Source organism: Streptomyces sp. ML-6, from assembly GCF_030116705.1.
GTDB lineage: Bacteria > Actinomycetota > Actinomycetes > Streptomycetales > Streptomycetaceae > Streptomyces.
This window is the reverse complement of sequence record NZ_JAOTIK010000001.1, coordinates 6,316,244-6,331,532: the sequence shown is the minus strand read 5'-3', so window position 1 is coordinate 6,331,532 and position 15,289 is coordinate 6,316,244. Positions and strand designations below refer to the sequence as shown.

Genomic DNA, 15,289 nt, shown 5'->3' with positions numbered 1-15,289 from the left:
CCCCGTGGTATGCCGAAGCCAGACCAGTAACCCACGCACGTCCGTCGTTCTGACCTCGGGCGCGGGCTGGGGAACGCGTGCTGCCGGGCAGCGACGGGACGGAGTCCCCGATACCCTGGCGACAGGCGGGGAAGACCAAGGGCATTACAGCAGTGCCTCGATGCGATTCGTACGGCGATCAGCGTCAAGCGTTGGGCCCTGTACCGGATATGGCTGGTCAGGGGGATCGAGGCGTCTGATTCATCCAGCACCGCACCCACATCCCTGACCCCGCGCGGGTTCGCTCTGTCCTGCGCTTCGTCGATCACACGATCAGCCACGTTCCCAACGGCGGCATCACCGCGCAGATCTTCTGCGTGACATACGAGTGCGGGGCCGACTCCGGCCCCCAGTGCGTCTCGGACGACGCCCAGGGCTGGGCGCTGAAGCACGCTGGCAGGACCGGGCACGACCTACATCGACGTGAGTACACCGACCACGCCCGAGTGACCAGGAGAGAATAGGGCCTGACCTGCGAAGATGAGGCTCGAGACGGAGACGCTGGAGGGATTCCGCGCCGATGTCCTCGGCGCCAAGGGCGTCGACGTGAGCTCGAAAAGCGTCTTCGGCTTCATCGCAACGTTCTGGGGTCGTCCATCGACCGCGACCACGCGAGTAGTTCCGGGTGATCATCGGCCCACTGCTCGAGTGGTGCGACGTCGAGCTGCAGGTAGGCAACGACGTGATGAGCGGCTCTGTACACGCTGCCGCTGGCCACTGCGATCTGCCACCGGATCACGTCGGGGTGCGCGGTGAATGCGTAGTGGACCTGGTCCTCCAACTGCGTGACGGTCGTCTGGGCGTGGAGCCGGTACAACGAGGGGTGGGTGAAAGTCGACAGCATGTCGTACAGGCCACGCGTGTTCAGGTGGTCCCGGCCCAAGCCGTTGACCGCCTTGCCAAGGCCCGCGTATGTCTCCCCGCCGACCGCCCAGTCGTTGAGCTTCTCGACCTTGAACAGCTTGATGTCGGGGAAGACCTGTCTGGCCTGGCTCAGCAGCGCCTCTCGGTCCCGCTTCAGCTTCTTTGCTCGCTTCCGGTTGCCGACTTGCTCTGCGGCCAACCTGGCCATGTGCAGGCTAACGATTCGCTCCATGTAGAACCGGGCGACGCGACCAGTCGGTGTCACGTCGAGCCCCAGCAGCCAGGTCGCCCGGCTGCAGTGCTCCACCAGGGCCCGAGTGAGCGACCAACCCGTGAGGACGGCCTCAGGGCCGAGCAGACCAGCGAGCGCGCGGACGTGCTGCGATGCTGCGGTGACGTAGGTAGCTGCGTCCTGTGCGATCGTCCGGGTCAGCTTCTCCGGAGCCTCGACTCCGGAGGGGAGCACCGCGGCTTCCTGCGCGCACCGGCTCAACGGCGGCGTCTCGCCCCCGAGGCGATACGCCACGCCGTCCCAGGTCGATGCGAGATCAAGCGCGCCGGCCTTCAGCACCTCGTAGGAGGTGCGCTGGCTCTCATTCACTCCCGCCTCCTTTGTCCTCCCACACGGGCACGTCACTGCCGAAGACCGGCTCCTCGTCGAAGATCAGCGGCACCCAAAAAGGCGGCGCCGAGGCCGGACCCCGACCTCGGCGACCGCTTCATCAACCGTGCCGCGCTCGGTTACACCTCCGAGGCACCCGACACGAACCTCACGAAGGGCGCCCACTCCGCGCGCCCCACGGCGAAGGCCGGGCGGGCCAGGTCCTTCGAGTCCCGTACGTGAACAGCCTCTTCGGCGACCGCAATCTCCACGCAGCTGTCGCCCTGGCTGCCGCTGTAGCTGGACTTGAACCAGGCGAGTTCCGTCATACCGCTGCTCATAGCTCTCCTCGCAGTCGCTTCAGCAGGGCCCGGGTTTCCTTGGGGCTCAGGGCCTGCGAGCGCAGTCTTTCATAGCGTTGGCAGAGCAGGCTCACCTCTTTCCAGTCCGAGATGAGCCGACCGTTCTGCTGCCCCTCCGAGTAGCCGAGCCGCTTGCCGTCTGGAGTTTCCAGCAACTGAACCGGGCCATCCAGACACGGATGCAACTCTGCCTCCAGCGGCACCACCTGGAGCGTCACATTGCGCGGTGCGGTGAGCTCCAGCACGTGGTCCACCAACCCGCGCATCGCCTCCGCATCCCCGAATCGCCGCCGGAACACGTGCTCCTCGATGATGAAGCTGAACGGCACCGTGGGCCGTTCCCGCATCATCCGCTGCCGTTCCATCCGCGCGGCGAGCTGGTCCTCCAACTCACCGTCGGTCCGCAGCGGAATCGTGCCCTCGAACACCGCCCGCGCGTACGCCTCCGACTGCAACAGCCCCGGCACCAGTCGGCACTCGTACGTGTGCAGGCTCACCGCCTTCCGCTCCAGCCGGGCCCAGCGCCTGAACCACGCCGCGAGGCCGACCTCGCCCCGGCTGAGGTGGCCGGCCGCTTTCCGCAGCGCACCCGTGTTGCCGAGCGCCCCCTCCGCGCGCTCGACGAACTCCTCGTCCGGCATGCGGCGGCCCAACTCGACGGACTCCACGGTGTGTTTGGAGTACTGGACGAGGTCGCCGAGCTCGGTCCGGCTGAGCCCCGCGTGTTCGCGCAGGGCCTGGACGACCGCGCCGAACGTACGCAGACTGTCCGACGGATGGGGCTCCCGCTCCCCCTCCCCCGCCGTAACCACCCGGGCCTCGGCGCCCCCGGCCGCCCCCGTCTCCTCTTCAACCATTTCCATCCGCCGCTCCTCTTCTCCGTACCGCACCCGCGGCGGCTCCTCGCCACCGTTCGCGTTCACCACCCAGCGTGACAGCTGACCTCGCGTACCGCCTACTCCATGTGCCCGTACGCTGACTCCGCGTACGTGGTGTGGCGCTCGCATCCGGCCATATCCGGCCGCCACGATGGCGCCATGAACCAACCTCTCCCCCAACTGGTCGTTTCGCAGCACGTCTTCACCCAGTTGCTGTCGTCCACGCGGCGCGGCGCCCGGCTCGCCCGGCTTCTCGGCGTGACTCAACTGCGGACCTGGGGCGCTCCGCAGGACCTCACGGAGCGTGCCGAAATCGTGATCGCCGAGCTTGCCGCCAATGCCGTCCTCCACGGCCTCGTGCCCGGTCGCTGCTTCCGGCTCACGCTCGTCCTCGCCCCGGAGGCCGGCCGCCTCCGCGTCGAAGTCACCGACGCCCGCGGGGAGGTGTTCCCTCAGCCCCCTCCGGCAGACACCGAACCTGAGGCGCTGCACTCCGGCGGCCGCGGCCTGCTGCTCGTCGCCGTCCTCGCCGACCACTGGGACTACGTTCCCCACCCACCCGGCGGCAAGACCGTCCGGGCCGAGCTGTCGACTCCTTGACCAGCAGGTGTTCGTCACCGTACGCGCCGCCGCCCTCGACGTTCAAGACATTCACGAGCAGGTCGACGCCGCGGCTCTCATCATGCTGCCGGACGCTGTGAGGAGCACCGTGATTCGGTGCGTCATCAGGTGACCCCGCATGGTGAGTTCGACTCATGGGGAGGCTACGATCCGACTCAACGCGAACCGCACACTTAGTGGTCACGCGGATAGGCGCGGTTGGGGAAACTGGCAGCAGGAACGGGCGCAGGCCCGGTGATCATGGAGTTGCGACGCTCTGTGATTTCTGAGGAGACCTGTGCGCGTTCTGCCGTCGTGGCTCGCTGAACCGCTCTGGGATCAGTTCGCGGCCCTGTTGCCTGTGCGGCCGGGGTATCACCCGGACCATCCGCTCGGCTGCCACCGCAGGCGTATCAGCGGCCGGGTCGTCTTCGGCACGGTGCTGCAACTGCTGCGTTTCGGCTGTTCCTACGAGGCGACAGCGGATACGACGTGCTCGGCCACCACGATCCGCAGCCGCCGCTATGAGTGGGTACGGCTGGACGTTTTCGCCGAGTTCAAGAGGATCGCGCTGGAGTCGTACGACCGGATCGTCGGCCTCGTCCTGGACCGGATCGCTGTCGACGGCGCTATCACCAAGGCTCCCGGATGCGGCGAAGCAGCCGGGCGTTCGCCGGTCGACCGAGGCAAACAGGGCCTGAAACGCTCCGGCATGACGGGCGGTTACGGTATTCCACTGGGCCGCGTCCTGGCCGGAGCCAATCGCCACGACTCCCGGCTGCTCGCCCCGACCCTGGACCTGCTGGACGACCTCGGCCCCCTGCCTGACGACATCACCGTGCACCTGGACGTCGGCTACGACTCCGACAGGACCCGCGCCCTGCTCGCCGAACGCGGCCTTCACGGCCGACTCGCTCACAAGGGCGAGAAGGCGCCGATCCAGGCAGGTCAGAGGTGGCACGTGGAGCGTACCCATGCCTGGCAGAACGCCTTCCAGCGCCTCGCCCGCTGCCACGAACGCCGGACCACCGTGATCAACGTGTTCTTCGATCTCGCCGACACCGTCATCACCGTACGCAGCCTGATCCGCCGGGCATGGACAACCCACCGCTGGGACGAACGCCCGCACCGCCGCTTATGAGATCACTGTGTGGGACACCCCCGGGGTGCACCGCGCGGGACCGCCTGGTCAGCGGCGGGCCAGCACCGCCACCTCATGACCGAACCCCACTACCAGCCGGCCATCCGAAGTGACGGCCACCGCGAACACCTCCGCGGGGAACACCAACTCCGGCCCAGAAGGCCGGCCGGTGGTCAGGTCCCACACCCGCACCGTCCCGTCCCCACTGCCGGTGACGGCGACCGGACGGCCCTCCACCACCCCCGTCGCCACCCCATACACCCAGCCGGTATGACCGGTCAGGGGCTCGCCGACCGGCTTGCCGGTGGTCAGGTCCCACACCCGCACCGTCTCATCCATGCTGCCGGTGACGGCGAACAGGCGGCCCTCCACCACCCCCGTCGCCACCCCATACACCCCGTCGGTGTGACCGGTCAGGGGTTCGCCGACCGGCTTGCCGGTGGTCAGGTCCCACACCCGCACCCTCCTGTCCTGGCCACTGGAGACGGCGACCGGGCGGCCGTCCAGCACCCCCGTCGCCACCGCATCCACCGTGCTGCGGACGTGGTCCTGCAGGGGTTCGCAGAACTGCTGGCGGGTGGTCAAGTCCCACACCTGCACCGATCCGTCACGGCTGCCAATAACGGCGACCGGGCAGCCGTCCACCACCCCCATCGCTACTCCAGACACCATGTGGGTGTCACCGATGAGGGGCCGGCCAACCTGCCGACCGGCGGCCAGATCCCACACCCGCACCGTCTCATCGTCGCCGCTGACCGCGACGGGGCAGCCGTCCACCACCCCCATCGCCACCCCAGACACCATGTGGGTGTCACCGATGAGGGGCCGGCCAACCTGCCGACCGGCGGCCAGATCCCACACCCGCACCGTCCCGTCCCTGCTGCTGGTGACGGCGACCGGACGGCCCTCCACCACCCCCGTCGCCACTCCACTCACCGTGCTGGTGTGACCGGCGAGGGTCTGCCAGAGGCTGCGATCGACCATGCTGCCAGTCGCCCACTCCACCCCCCACGGCGCGGCGGGTTCGCCCTCCACCAGTACGGCGGTGATCCGCGCCGCCAGTCCCCGATCCCCGAACCGGACGGCATCCAACGCCAGCAACTGCCTCCGTACCCCCGCACCAGCCTCACGGTGCAGGTGCGCCGACGCCCGGTACACCGCCCCCGCCAGCCGCCCAGCAGGCCCCGAAGCCGCATCCACCAGCCCCAGCACCTCCGTTGGGTCGGCATTCACCAGAAACCCCGGATCCGCCAACCGCCCATCCGCGCCCGCAAGCACGGCCTCAACCCCGTCAACGTTCAGATCATCGGACATACCCGCACCCAACCAGCCCACCACGCGACTGCGTAGCCAATTACGCAACGTTACTGACGAACCGTCCAGCAGCCTCAGCAAACAAGACCCGCCCCAGACCCGCAGTCCGCCCCTGCCTCACCAATTCGCGCGGGTTCTCAGAGCTTGTCTCACGTGGCGTGAGGTTGATGCGGCATGATGCAGTGCCATGGGTGTTGGCCTGTCGCAGCGGTTGGTTCCTGACGAACTCTGGTCGCTGGTTGCTCCGTTGCTGCCGTCGTTTGCATCTCGTCCACAAGGCGGTGGGACGGCTCCGGTGGATGAACGGGCCGTATTCACGACCGTGGTGTATGTGCTGACCAGTGGCTGCGCCTGGCGGCATCTGCCGGAGACGTTCGGAGTCTCGCCGGCGACCGCGCATCGCAGGTTCTCCGCGTGGACCGGGGCAGGGCTGTGGCGGCGGCTGCATCACAGGGTCCTGGATGAGCCCGGGGCCCGCGGTGAGCTGGACTGGACTTCGGTCATCGTGGACGCGGCCTCGGTCCGTGCGAAAAAAAGGGGGGCCGCTGACCGGGCGCAATCCGGTCGACCGGGGCAAGAAGGGCAGCAAGCTCCACACCCTCTCCGATGCACAGGGCCTGCCTCTCGCCCCCGGTGTCTCCGGTGCGAACGTCCACGACAGCCAGGCCCTCGTGCCGCTGATCCTGGGCATACCCGCCATCCGCTCCCGCCGTGGACCCCGACGCCGCCGTCCCGGCAGGTTCCCGCGCCGACAAGGCGTACTACTCCACCGACCGGCCGGCCTGGCTGCGCAGCCGCGGCATCGTCCCCCGCATCGCCCGCCCCGGCGTCGAGTCCGGCGAGCGTCTCGGCCGTCACCGCTGGAGGATCGAGCGGTCGATCTCCTGGCTTTTCGGCTACCGCAGACTGACCGTCCGATACGAGCGAAAGGGCAGCCACTTCCTGGCCCTCCTCGGACTCGCGGCGGCACCGACCTGCTACAAGAAGCTCGCGAAACTCGCCACATGAGACAAGCTCTTAGGTAAGGATGGTCATGTGTCGGACGCTGCCGTCGCCCGAAGACCCGGAGGCGTTGAGCCGGTCCTCCCCCCGTCGAAGGACCGGCTCAACCCCACGTGAGGCAGAGGGCTCACACAAAGCCCCGGAGGCGCCCTACGAATCCAGGTTCACCCAGAGGTGCCAGTTGCTGGTGGTGCTGCTCTTCTTGCAGTACCAGTCGGAGTAGGTGCCGGCCGACCCGAACGACAGGCATGCGCTCTGGGACGAGAAGGTACCGATGTCGACGTACGTCCGCGCCTCGGAGGGGGCAGATGCCGCCTGCGCGGTGGCGACCGTACCCCCCGTCAGCAGGGCGGCTCCCAGCGCAGCGCCGGTGAGCAGGACTCGTGCACGCATACTTTCTCCTTCTCTGCGGACCTTTTCACCCAATGCGGGCGCGGTCACGCATTGGACAATGCCTCGCGCGAGGCTTACTTTCTCCTGCCACGAAGCAGATGAATTTCTCGGTGGCCGTCTCCCGACCGAGCGCTTACTCGATGCTCGGCCTTGAATCGGGCCTGAACACATCGTCTTTGGCCGGGCGTGTTCTCGACAAAAACCGTCGGCTGTAGCCGAATGTTCCTGGTCAGCACGTACCAGGAACAGAAATTCGGACATGGGGGCCTTATGTTGCGAATCCACTTCACTTCGGAAGATCTGGCGCGGGTGACGATCGGCTACAACAGCTCGCTACCGGTGAGTGAGGCCGTGATGAGTCTGCAAGCACTCCGCCGCAGCTCGGGCCCACGGTTCTCGGCGTGGCGGCACCTCGTCGGAAAGCAGCTGCCCGCTCGGGCGTCGCTGCTCGGTTCCCTGGTACCGGCCTCCGGCTGGGCTCCGGACTTCCTCACCCCGGGCCCCGACCACGCAACCCCCACCGCAGGGGCGTTCGACGCGATACGAGGCACGCCGCGACGACGTCTCAAGGCAGAACTGCACCGTCTGTCGAGCCACCACCGCCTGCCCGCCTGGGCACAGCTTCTGGCCCATGGTGACCGTGAGGCACTGGATGCGGTGACCGACACCCTGTCCGCCTACTACGACGTCGCGGTAACCCCGTTCGTCGACCACATGCGGGCCGTACTCGACGCGGACCGCGCCTGGCGGGTACACACCACGGCGCGCCTCGGTGTCGGTGCGTTACTGGCCGGCCTGCACCCGCAGGTGCGCTGGGAGGAACCCGTCCTGGAGCTTCCCGGTCCACCTGGACAAGGACAGGTCGACTTCCACCTGGAGGGGCGAGGACTTCTCCTGTCCGCCCACATCTTCTGCGGCTCCCGCCCCCGGGCCCTGCTCAACGAGGTGGGCACCCCCATCCTCGTATACGCACCCGTCTGGAACCTCCAGAGCGACAGCCTCGTCGCCGCACCACCGAATGCCCGGCCAGGCGCATCGAAAGCCCTGGCGATCCTGCTGGGCCGCACCCGCGCAGCCGTCCTGGAGGCCCTGGCCTCCCCCGCCGGCTGCAGCACCAAACAACTCGCCCAGAGCCTCGCCATCTCACCGGCCTCAGCCTCGGAACACGTCACCGCACTACGAGACGCCGGCCTGGTCACCAGCCTCCGGCAAGCCAACACGGTCCGACACACCACCACCGCCCTGGGCACCCAACTCATCTCGACCGCTACCAGAACCACGGGGATCCGCCTGCCCTGAGTGGGCGGTTTGTGAAGCGATGTCAACCTTCGAAGGATTTCCGAAGCCACCCCCTAAGCGGGCAGCGCGGGAAACACGACCACCGAGCCGTCCCTGTTGCGGGCGATCTCAATCGCCACGTCCGTAGGGCGTCTGTTGACCGTGACGCCGTTGCCCAGCTGGTGAATCCGGTGTGTCGCGCGCATCAGGCGATCGACTTCACCAGGCGTGAAGACGGGCCGCAAACCGTTCGGGCGTGCCAGCTCCAGCGCCGACAGGCGTAGCAGGACACCGGCGATGCCCGACTCCAGTTCATCGAGGCGCTGGTGGTCGCGCTTGAGTGCGCGGGTGAAGTTCCCGAACAGGTTGCCAGGGTCGTTCTGGGCATGCTCGACGGCTTGCAGGACGATGACCCGCTGCTTCAGCGCAATGGCCAGGGCGGCGAGTTCGAGGTGGGCGCGGAACCTGCCGCCTTGGTCGTCGACGCCGGGGAACAACTTGGTCAGCGTGCCGATCTCGACGGCCTCGCCGTCGGGCAGCTTGTCGAGTGCGCTCTGCCACCGGGCAAGGCGACGGTCAGCGGCGCCCAGCGCCGTGTTGATGGCATGCACCGCCGAGTCCAGTCCCAGCGAGACACCGAGCTTGCCCTGGTCGAGCAGAATGGCGGTGGCTTTGTCGATGGCATCGCGGCAGCCGTCGAGTTCGCTGTGCTCGTCATCGAGCTTCTCTTCGTGCAGTTGCTCCAGCAGTTCCGTGATGTGCTCGATGGCCTGCCGGCGCTTGTGGTCGGCATGCGCACTCACCCCCACCGCTACGGCCATGAGCACGAGCGGCGCGGCCAAGGTGAGCGCCGCGCTGCCGGTGGCCGCGACGCCGGCCGTTGCACCGGCCCCACCGGCTGCGCCTGCTGCTGCCGCTTTACCGACCGGCATGAACGTCGCGCCGGCAACGATGCGGCCCATTGGGTCCACGAGTGGGCCGCGGATGCCACCGGCCACCGCCTTCGACGCCATCGGGCGAACGATCCCCTGACCGAACTGGGCGGCAACCTTCGCCGGAACGACCATGCGATACAGGTTTTCGCCGGCGGCGGTCGCCCTGGCCGCCGTGGAGGAAGTCCGCGCTGATTGCGTGACGAGCTGCGACAAGTGCTGTGCCAGGGGACTCACGGCATCGAGCGGGATGCCTCGGCTGCGGTCGAGCCCGTCGGGCAGCGGATGCACCTCAAGCGTGGCGATCGGCTCGTCGGCAAGGATGGCCAGCACGCTGCGCAGTTCCCCAGGCGCTCAGCCGTCATCGGCCCGTCTCCGGCCAATGCAGGCACCCGGACGTCACCGGTCACAAGCGTCCACACCGGAACGGTTGCCTTGCGGTAGTCAATCATCGTCTCCCCTTGTTTTCCCACAGCAGCCTACGGCTGACCGGAATGATCCGTTTACCTGAAGAATTTGAATCAATTGACAGTGTCAACAGGTAGGCTGTTCGAAATTCGCGCAGGCCTCACCCCGCACGGAAGGTCACCCATGTCACAGCCCGACCGTCTCCCCGGTGCGCCCGACTTCCGGCTCAAGCTCCCCAATGACGGTGGAGAGGCGCACGGGCACCTGCTCACCGAGTTCGGCGGGAACGGCACGAACAAGTTCCTCCTGCACGAGGGATCGTTCGTGGTGGCGGAGGCATCGCCCAGTCTCCACGCACACCGACGCCAAATCCGTGCGGAACTGCGGGCGAGCGGCGCGCTGGTCGACGTCCCGGTGGACCCCGACCGGGCCGGGACGCCGCCGCGCTGGGTGGCGACGCGTGACATCCCGTGCAACTCCTCCTCCTCCGCGGCCGCGCTGGTGTACGGCTACCACGCCTCCGGGCCGGAGTCCTGGCGGACCGCCGAGGGCCATCCGCTCGCCGACTACCTGTCCACCGCCTGGCGTGCTCCGCGCAAGGCATGGCTTGTGCGCGGCAACAACGTCTCGGGGCACAACCTGGTGCGGCAGCTGTGGCTGAAGGAGGGGATCGTCTCGCTCGCCGGTGCGCATCTGCCGCCCCTGGAGGAGAGCGATCCGACCAAGAGCACGCTTCGTCGCTTCGTCGAGGACGGGTACGAAGGTGCGGCCTCGTACAACCAGAAGCGCGGGCTCGTCGACGAGTTGCACGGTTTCCTGACGCAGATGCGTGTCGGCGACACGGTGGTCACCATAGGCGACGGCCGGCTCCATCTCGGACGGATCACCGGGGAGGCCGTGCAGACCGGCTCCCCCGGCGGCCTGTCCAACCTGCGGCGGGCGGTCGCCTGGGAGTCCGGCAGCCACCCGTACGAGGAACTGCCGGAGGCCGTGCAGCAGAAGCTGTCCGTGCAGCATGACGTCGTCGACCTGACCGGTGTCCTGGAGGCGCTGGACGGACTCGCCGGGCCTGTTGGCCCCGCCGCGTCCGCCGACCCCGCCGTGGACCCCGTCATCGAGCGGCCCGTGTCCCGGGAGCTGGTCCTGCCGGAGGTGACCGACGCGCTCGCCGCCGACCTCCTCGTGCACAAGAAGGAATGGCTCGACGACGTGCGTGAACTGATCGTCGACGAGCGGCAGTTGGTCTTCTACGGCCCGCCCGGCACGGGCAAGACCTATCTGGCGATGAAGCTGGCCGAGCACTTCGGCGGCGGTCCCGAGCAGGTCAAGATCGTGCAGTTCCACCCGTCGTACGCCTACGAGGACTTCTTCGAGGGTTTTCGTCCCGTGGAGGACGACGAGACCCGGGAGGTCGCCTTCCGGCTGACGGCGGGGCCGCTGCGGGAACTCGCCGATCTCGCCTCCCGCGAGGGCAACCGGCACGTCCCGCACTTCCTGATCATCGACGAGATCAACCGGGCCAATCTCGCGAAGGTCTTCGGTGAGCTGTACTTCCTGCTGGAGTACCGGACGCGGTCCGTCCGGCTCACCTACTCCGGGGACGATTTCGCGCTGCCTCCCAACCTGTTCGTGATCGGCACCATGAACACCGCCGACCGCTCGATCGCGTTGGTGGACGCGGCGATGCGGCGCCGTTTCGCGTTCGTGGAGCTGTCGCCCCGTACCGAGCCGACCGCCGGGCTGCTCGCGCGGTGGCTGGAGAGCGAGGGCCGGGACGGGGAACCCGCTCGTCTTCTCGACGCCCTCAACTCCCGTATCGACGACCCGGACTTCGCCATCGGGCCCTCCTACTTGATGAAGCCGGGCGTGTACCGCGAGGGCGGTCTCGACCGCACCTGGCGCACGAAGATCCTCCCGCTGCTGGCGGAACACCACTACGGCGAGGGGCTCGACGTCGCCGCCCGCTACGGACTCGACTCGCTGCGCGAGCAGCACCCGTGACCGCGTCCGCAACCGCGACCGCCGTGCCGGATGTGACGCTGCGCGAGTACGGGCCCGCGCTCTCCGTCCCCCTGACTTCTGAGGCCGGGCGGGCCCTCGCCGCCGCCGGAATCCTGCAGAGCGCGACCCCGGACCCCCGCCGGGAGGGGCACTGGCTGCTGCGGGCGGGCAGCCGGGTCGGTGCCGTGCGCACTCCCGGCGGTCCGGTCCTGCGGATCATGCCCAAGACGCCGGTGAGCCGGCTGTTCTTCCTCCTCGGCTTCAGCCTCGACCCGGCACGTGCCTGGCGCGACAGCCGGGAGGGCACCATCGACACCGGTGCCCACGACGACGTCGTCCCCGCGCTCGCGCACGCCGTGGAGCGGCAGATCGACGCGGCTCTGCGGCAGGGGGTGCTCCAGGGCTACCGCGAGGTGGAGGAGTCCGCGCTGGTCGTGCGCGGGCGGCTGCGCGAGGCCGAGCAGATCCGGCGGCACTTCGGCCGGACGCCGCCCGTGGAGATCGCGTATGACGCGTTCACGACCGACACCGCCGAGAACCGCATACTGCGCGCCGCCGTCGAGCAGTTGCTGCGGCTGCCCGGAGTGCCCGGCCCGGTCCGTCGGCGACTGGCCCATCAGCGCCTGCGCCTCGCCGACGTCCGGCCGCTGGTGCGGGGGCAGGAGCTGCCGCCCTGGCAGCCGTCGCGTCTCAACTCCCGCTATCAGCCCGCGCTGCGGCTCGCCGAGGCCGTCCTGCGCGGCGCCTCGCCCGAGCACCGGCCGGCCACCGGGGTCGAACCACTTGTCATGGACGGCTTCCTGTTCGACATGAACAAGCTGTTCGAGGACTTCGTCACGGTCGCGCTGCGCGAGGCTCTTCGTGAGCACGGTCTGACCGCGCGGCTCCAGGACCCCCACCACCTCGATGTCGCGGGTCTGGTGGGAATGCGTCCCGATCTCGTCGTCCGCACCGGGGACGGTCGCACTCCGGTCGCCGTGGCCGACGCCAAGTACAAGGTCGAGAAGGCCGACGGGCTGCTCAACGCCGACCTGTACCAGGCCCTCGCGTACGCCACGGTGCTCGGTCTGCGCGAGGCCCACCTCGTGTACGCGGCCGGGCGACAACCGGAGCGCTTCCACGAGGTGCGCGGCACGGCCGCCGGGGGCCGGGCCGGGGTGCGCCTGTACCAGCACAGCCTCGACCTCTCCCGTACGCCCGAACAGCTCCTGTCGACGATCCGGGAACTCGCCGGAAAGCTGGCCCCGGCGGCGTCACGCCCTCGTTCGTCGGCCGCCATCACCCGGTAAGGAAGGGACTCATGCCCCGGCTCGCCTTCGCCCAGAGCTTCTGGGACGGCTACGACACTCTGGAGAAGCCGGTGCGAGCCGGCGTGCGCAAGGCCATGGGCAAGTTCCACGCCCTGACCGCCGCCGAGCTCAACGCGGACAAGGGCCTGCACCTGGAGTCGGTGCACAACGCCCGCGACCCGCGGATGCGGACCATCCGCATCACCGACTTCTGGCGGGGTGTCGTTCTCGCGCCCGATGACGGCAGTGATGTGTTCCTGCTGGTCAACGTCCTGCCGCATGACGCCGCCTATACGTGGGCCGCGAAGCGGCTGTACAGCGCGAACACGGCGACCAGGGCCCTGGAGGTGCGCGACGCCGTCGCCCTGGACGAGCTGACCCCGCTGTACGAGACGGCTGCCGCGGGTGCGCCCAGGCTGCTGTTCGCGGAGGTCTCCGACGGTGTCCTGCGCGAACTGGGTCTCGACGACCAGGTGTTGCGCGCCGCGCGTTCCCTGGTCGACAAGGCCCAGTTGGAGGCGTTCTCCACTCTTCTGCCGGAGGACCAGCTGGAGGTGCTCCAGTACCTCGCCGAGGGCTTCGGTCCGGAGGAGGTCCACCGGGACGTCGTGGCCGTCCGCCGGCCCGCCGACGCACCCGCCGAACCGGTCGAGGACCTGGCCACGGTGATCGCCAACACCTCGGCGCGCATCCGGCTGGTCACCGGGCCCCAGGAACTGGAGGAGGTGTTGCAGAAGCCGTTCGAAGCCTGGCGGGTCTTTCTCCACCCCTCACAGCGGCGCGCCGCCTACCGCACCTCGTACGGGGGTCCGGTCCAGGTCACGGGCGGGCCGGGAACCGGCAAGACGGTCGCCGCCCTGCACCGGGTCAAACATCTGCTGGGGCGCGGCGAGGACGGCCGGATTCTCCTGACCACGTACACGAACGCGCTCGCCGCCGGATTGCGCGAGATGCTCGGCCTCCTCCTCGACGAGGACGAGGGGCTGCTGGCCCGGGTCGATGTGACGACGGTCGACGCCTGCGCCAACGGGGTCGTGCGCGCGAGGTCCGGGGCGGCGCCGCAGCCGATCGGGGACAGGGAACAGCGGCAGCTGTGGGAGAAGACCGTCAAGCAGCTCGATCTGCCGTTCACCGCCCAGTTCCTCGCCCAGGAGTACCGGCACGTCGTGCTCGGCCAGGATCTCCGCGATCTCGACTCCTACCTCGGTGCGAGCCGCCGGGGCCGCGGCACCGGCATGGGGGCCGCGCGCCGCCGGGAGGTGTGGAGCGGCGTCGAACGGTTCGAGCAGCTCCTGCGCGAGCGCGGTGGGACCACCCACCTGCGGGTCTGCATCCGGGCGGCGGACTTCCTGGCCGACGGGCCGGCCCCCTACGCCCATGTCGTCGTGGACGAGGCGCAGGACCTGCACCCCGCGCAGTGGCGGGTACTGCGTGCCGCCGTGGCTCCCGGTCCCGATGACCTGTTCATCACCGGCGACCCGCACCAGCGGATCTACGACTCCCGGGTGTCGCTCGGTTCCCTGGGCATGGCCACCGCCGGCCGCAGCTTCCGGTTGCGCGTCAACTACCGGTCCACCGAGGAGATCCTCGCCTGGTCGGCGCGGCTTCTCGCGCCGGTCACCGTCGATGCGCTGGAGGGCGAGGGGACGGACTCGTTGACCGGCTACCGTTCTCTTCTCCATGGGCGCCGCCCCCAGGTCCAGGGGTACGGAACCCGGCAGGAGGAGACCGAGGCCCTGGTGGAGCGCGTCCGGGCACTGCTCGCCGACGGTCTCGCACCGCACGAGATCGGCGTGTGTGCGCGTTTCAACCTCGCCCTGGACGCGGCCGAGGACAAGCTCAGGGCCTCCGGCATTCCGGTGCTCCGGGTCAAGGGGCAGTCCGCCCCGGGGGCGCAGGGCGTACGGCTGGCGACCATGCACGCGATGAAGGGGCTGGAGTTCCGGGCGGTGTCCGTCCTCGCCGTCAACGAGGGCTCCGTGCCGTTCAGCCGCGCGGTGACCCCGCGCGAGGCGGACCCGCTCCAGCACGACGCCGACCTGCTCCGGGAACGCTGCCTGCTCTTCGTCGCGTGCACGCGTGCACGCGAGTGGCTGAGCGTGACGTGGAGCGGGGCCCCGAGCCCGTTCCTGCCACGCCCGGCCTGACCGGGGCGGGCCCGGGCCGGTCCGGGCACGGGTCGGTGCG

12 protein-coding genes and 2 pseudogenes are annotated in these 15,289 nt (G+C 69.0%); 8 read left to right on the top strand and 6 right to left on the bottom strand.

Annotated features, from left to right (window positions below):
• Nucleotides 1-242 precede the first annotated feature (242 nt).
• Nucleotides 243-503 carry a DUF7848 domain-containing protein gene (locus OCT49_RS40170; RefSeq protein ID WP_502963489.1) on the top strand — a complete coding sequence of 87 codons (261 nt, stop codon included), beginning with the start codon at nucleotides 243-245 and terminating at the stop codon, nucleotides 501-503.
• Between the two features lie 107 nt (nucleotides 504-610).
• On the opposite strand, the gene OCT49_RS28005 is transcribed toward OCT49_RS40170, so the two are convergent.
• The 3 genes from OCT49_RS28005 to OCT49_RS27995 all read right to left on the bottom strand — a co-directional run bounded on the left by OCT49_RS28005 (nucleotide 611) and on the right by OCT49_RS27995 (nucleotide 2,729).
• Nucleotides 611-1,504, bottom strand: coding sequence for a hypothetical protein (locus OCT49_RS28005; protein WP_283854565.1), 894 nt, complete (start codon nucleotides 1,502-1,504; stop codon nucleotides 611-613).
• Between the two features lie 140 nt (nucleotides 1,505-1,644).
• Nucleotides 1,645-1,845, bottom strand: coding sequence for a DUF397 domain-containing protein (locus tag OCT49_RS28000; protein WP_283854564.1), 201 nt, complete (start codon nucleotides 1,843-1,845; stop codon nucleotides 1,645-1,647).
• A complete protein-coding gene (locus tag OCT49_RS27995; protein ID WP_283854563.1) occupies nucleotides 1,842-2,729 on the bottom strand; it encodes a helix-turn-helix domain-containing protein in 888 nt (295 codons plus the stop codon). Before OCT49_RS27995 ends, OCT49_RS28000 begins: the two co-directional genes overlap by 4 nt.
• 174 nt (nucleotides 2,730-2,903) lie before the next feature.
• Between OCT49_RS27995 and OCT49_RS27990 the strand changes: the two genes are divergently transcribed.
• The gene (locus OCT49_RS27990; RefSeq protein ID WP_283854562.1) at nucleotides 2,904-3,344 is read left to right on the top strand and encodes an ATP-binding protein; all 441 of its coding nucleotides are present in this window, start codon (nucleotides 2,904-2,906) and stop codon (nucleotides 3,342-3,344) included.
• Between the two features lie 298 nt (nucleotides 3,345-3,642).
• The gene (locus OCT49_RS27985; protein ID WP_283854561.1) at nucleotides 3,643-4,485 is read left to right on the top strand and encodes an IS5 family transposase; all 843 of its coding nucleotides are present in this window, start codon (nucleotides 3,643-3,645) and stop codon (nucleotides 4,483-4,485) included.
• Nucleotides 4,486-4,533: 48 nt separating this feature from the next.
• On the opposite strand, the gene OCT49_RS27980 is transcribed toward OCT49_RS27985, so the two are convergent.
• Entirely contained in the window at nucleotides 4,534-5,799 is a 1,266-nt protein-coding gene (locus OCT49_RS27980; RefSeq protein ID WP_283854560.1) for a WD40 repeat domain-containing protein, read from the bottom strand.
• 187 nt (nucleotides 5,800-5,986) lie between these two features.
• Between OCT49_RS27980 and OCT49_RS27975 the strand changes: the two are divergent.
• Nucleotides 5,987-6,807 (top strand): annotated as a pseudogene (locus OCT49_RS27975) (IS5 family transposase).
• A gap of 144 nt (nucleotides 6,808-6,951) precedes the next feature.
• Here OCT49_RS27975 and OCT49_RS27970 read toward each other — a convergent pair.
• Nucleotides 6,952-7,194, bottom strand: coding sequence for a hypothetical protein (locus OCT49_RS27970; protein WP_283854559.1), 243 nt, complete (start codon nucleotides 7,192-7,194; stop codon nucleotides 6,952-6,954).
• Between the two features lie 354 nt (nucleotides 7,195-7,548).
• Here OCT49_RS27970 and OCT49_RS27965 point away from each other — a divergent pair, with 354 nt between their 5' ends.
• Complete coding sequence (locus tag OCT49_RS27965) at nucleotides 7,549-8,493, top strand: ArsR/SmtB family transcription factor (RefSeq protein WP_283854558.1); 945 nt, start codon at nucleotides 7,549-7,551, stop codon at nucleotides 8,491-8,493.
• Between the two features lie 53 nt (nucleotides 8,494-8,546).
• Here the strand turns inward: OCT49_RS27965 and OCT49_RS27960 are convergent.
• Nucleotides 8,547-9,856, bottom strand: a pseudogene (locus OCT49_RS27960) (hypothetical protein).
• 139 nt (nucleotides 9,857-9,995) lie between these two features.
• On the opposite strand from OCT49_RS27960, the gene OCT49_RS27955 reads away from it, so the two are divergent.
• Genes OCT49_RS27955 through OCT49_RS27945 form a run of 3 tightly spaced genes read left to right on the top strand, consistent with a single transcriptional unit; the run spans nucleotide 9,996 to nucleotide 15,249 of the window.
• The gene (locus OCT49_RS27955) at nucleotides 9,996-11,813 is read left to right on the top strand and encodes a DUF4357 domain-containing protein (protein WP_283854557.1); all 1,818 of its coding nucleotides are present in this window, start codon (nucleotides 9,996-9,998) and stop codon (nucleotides 11,811-11,813) included.
• Nucleotides 11,810-13,102 (top strand): McrC family protein, encoded by a 1,293-nt coding sequence (locus OCT49_RS27950; protein WP_283854556.1) that lies wholly within the window; start codon nucleotides 11,810-11,812, stop codon nucleotides 13,100-13,102. The genes OCT49_RS27955 and OCT49_RS27950 overlap by 4 nt, the downstream gene beginning before the upstream one ends.
• Nucleotides 13,103-13,113: 11 nt before the next feature.
• On the top strand, nucleotides 13,114-15,249 hold the full coding sequence (locus OCT49_RS27945; protein ID WP_283854555.1) for a UvrD-helicase domain-containing protein: 2,136 nt from the start codon (nucleotides 13,114-13,116) through the stop codon (nucleotides 15,247-15,249).
• Nucleotides 15,250-15,289: the final 40 nt, after the last annotated feature.

What these genes read in the sequence shown, in the direction of transcription:
- OCT49_RS27965 (WP_283854558.1), top strand. Translation starts at nt 7,549, where the DNA reads ATGAGTCTGCAAGCACTCCGCCGCAGCTCGGGCCCACGGTTCTCGGCG.
- OCT49_RS27955 (WP_283854557.1), top strand. Translation starts at nt 9,996, where the DNA reads ATGTCACAGCCCGACCGTCTCCCCGGTGCGCCCGACTTCCGGCTCAAG.
- OCT49_RS27980 (WP_283854560.1), bottom strand. Translation starts at nt 5,799, where the DNA reads ATGTCCGATGATCTGAACGTTGACGGGGTTGAGGCCGTGCTTGCGGGC.
- OCT49_RS27990 (WP_283854562.1), top strand. Translation starts at nt 2,904, where the DNA reads ATGAACCAACCTCTCCCCCAACTGGTCGTTTCGCAGCACGTCTTCACC.
- OCT49_RS27970 (WP_283854559.1), bottom strand. Translation starts at nt 7,194, where the DNA reads ATGCGTGCACGAGTCCTGCTCACCGGCGCTGCGCTGGGAGCCGCCCTG.
- OCT49_RS27995 (WP_283854563.1), bottom strand. Translation starts at nt 2,729, where the DNA reads ATGGAAATGGTTGAAGAGGAGACGGGGGCGGCCGGGGGCGCCGAGGCC.
- OCT49_RS27945 (WP_283854555.1), top strand. Translation starts at nt 13,114, where the DNA reads ATGCCCCGGCTCGCCTTCGCCCAGAGCTTCTGGGACGGCTACGACACT.
- OCT49_RS28000 (WP_283854564.1), bottom strand. Translation starts at nt 1,845, where the DNA reads ATGAGCAGCGGTATGACGGAACTCGCCTGGTTCAAGTCCAGCTACAGC.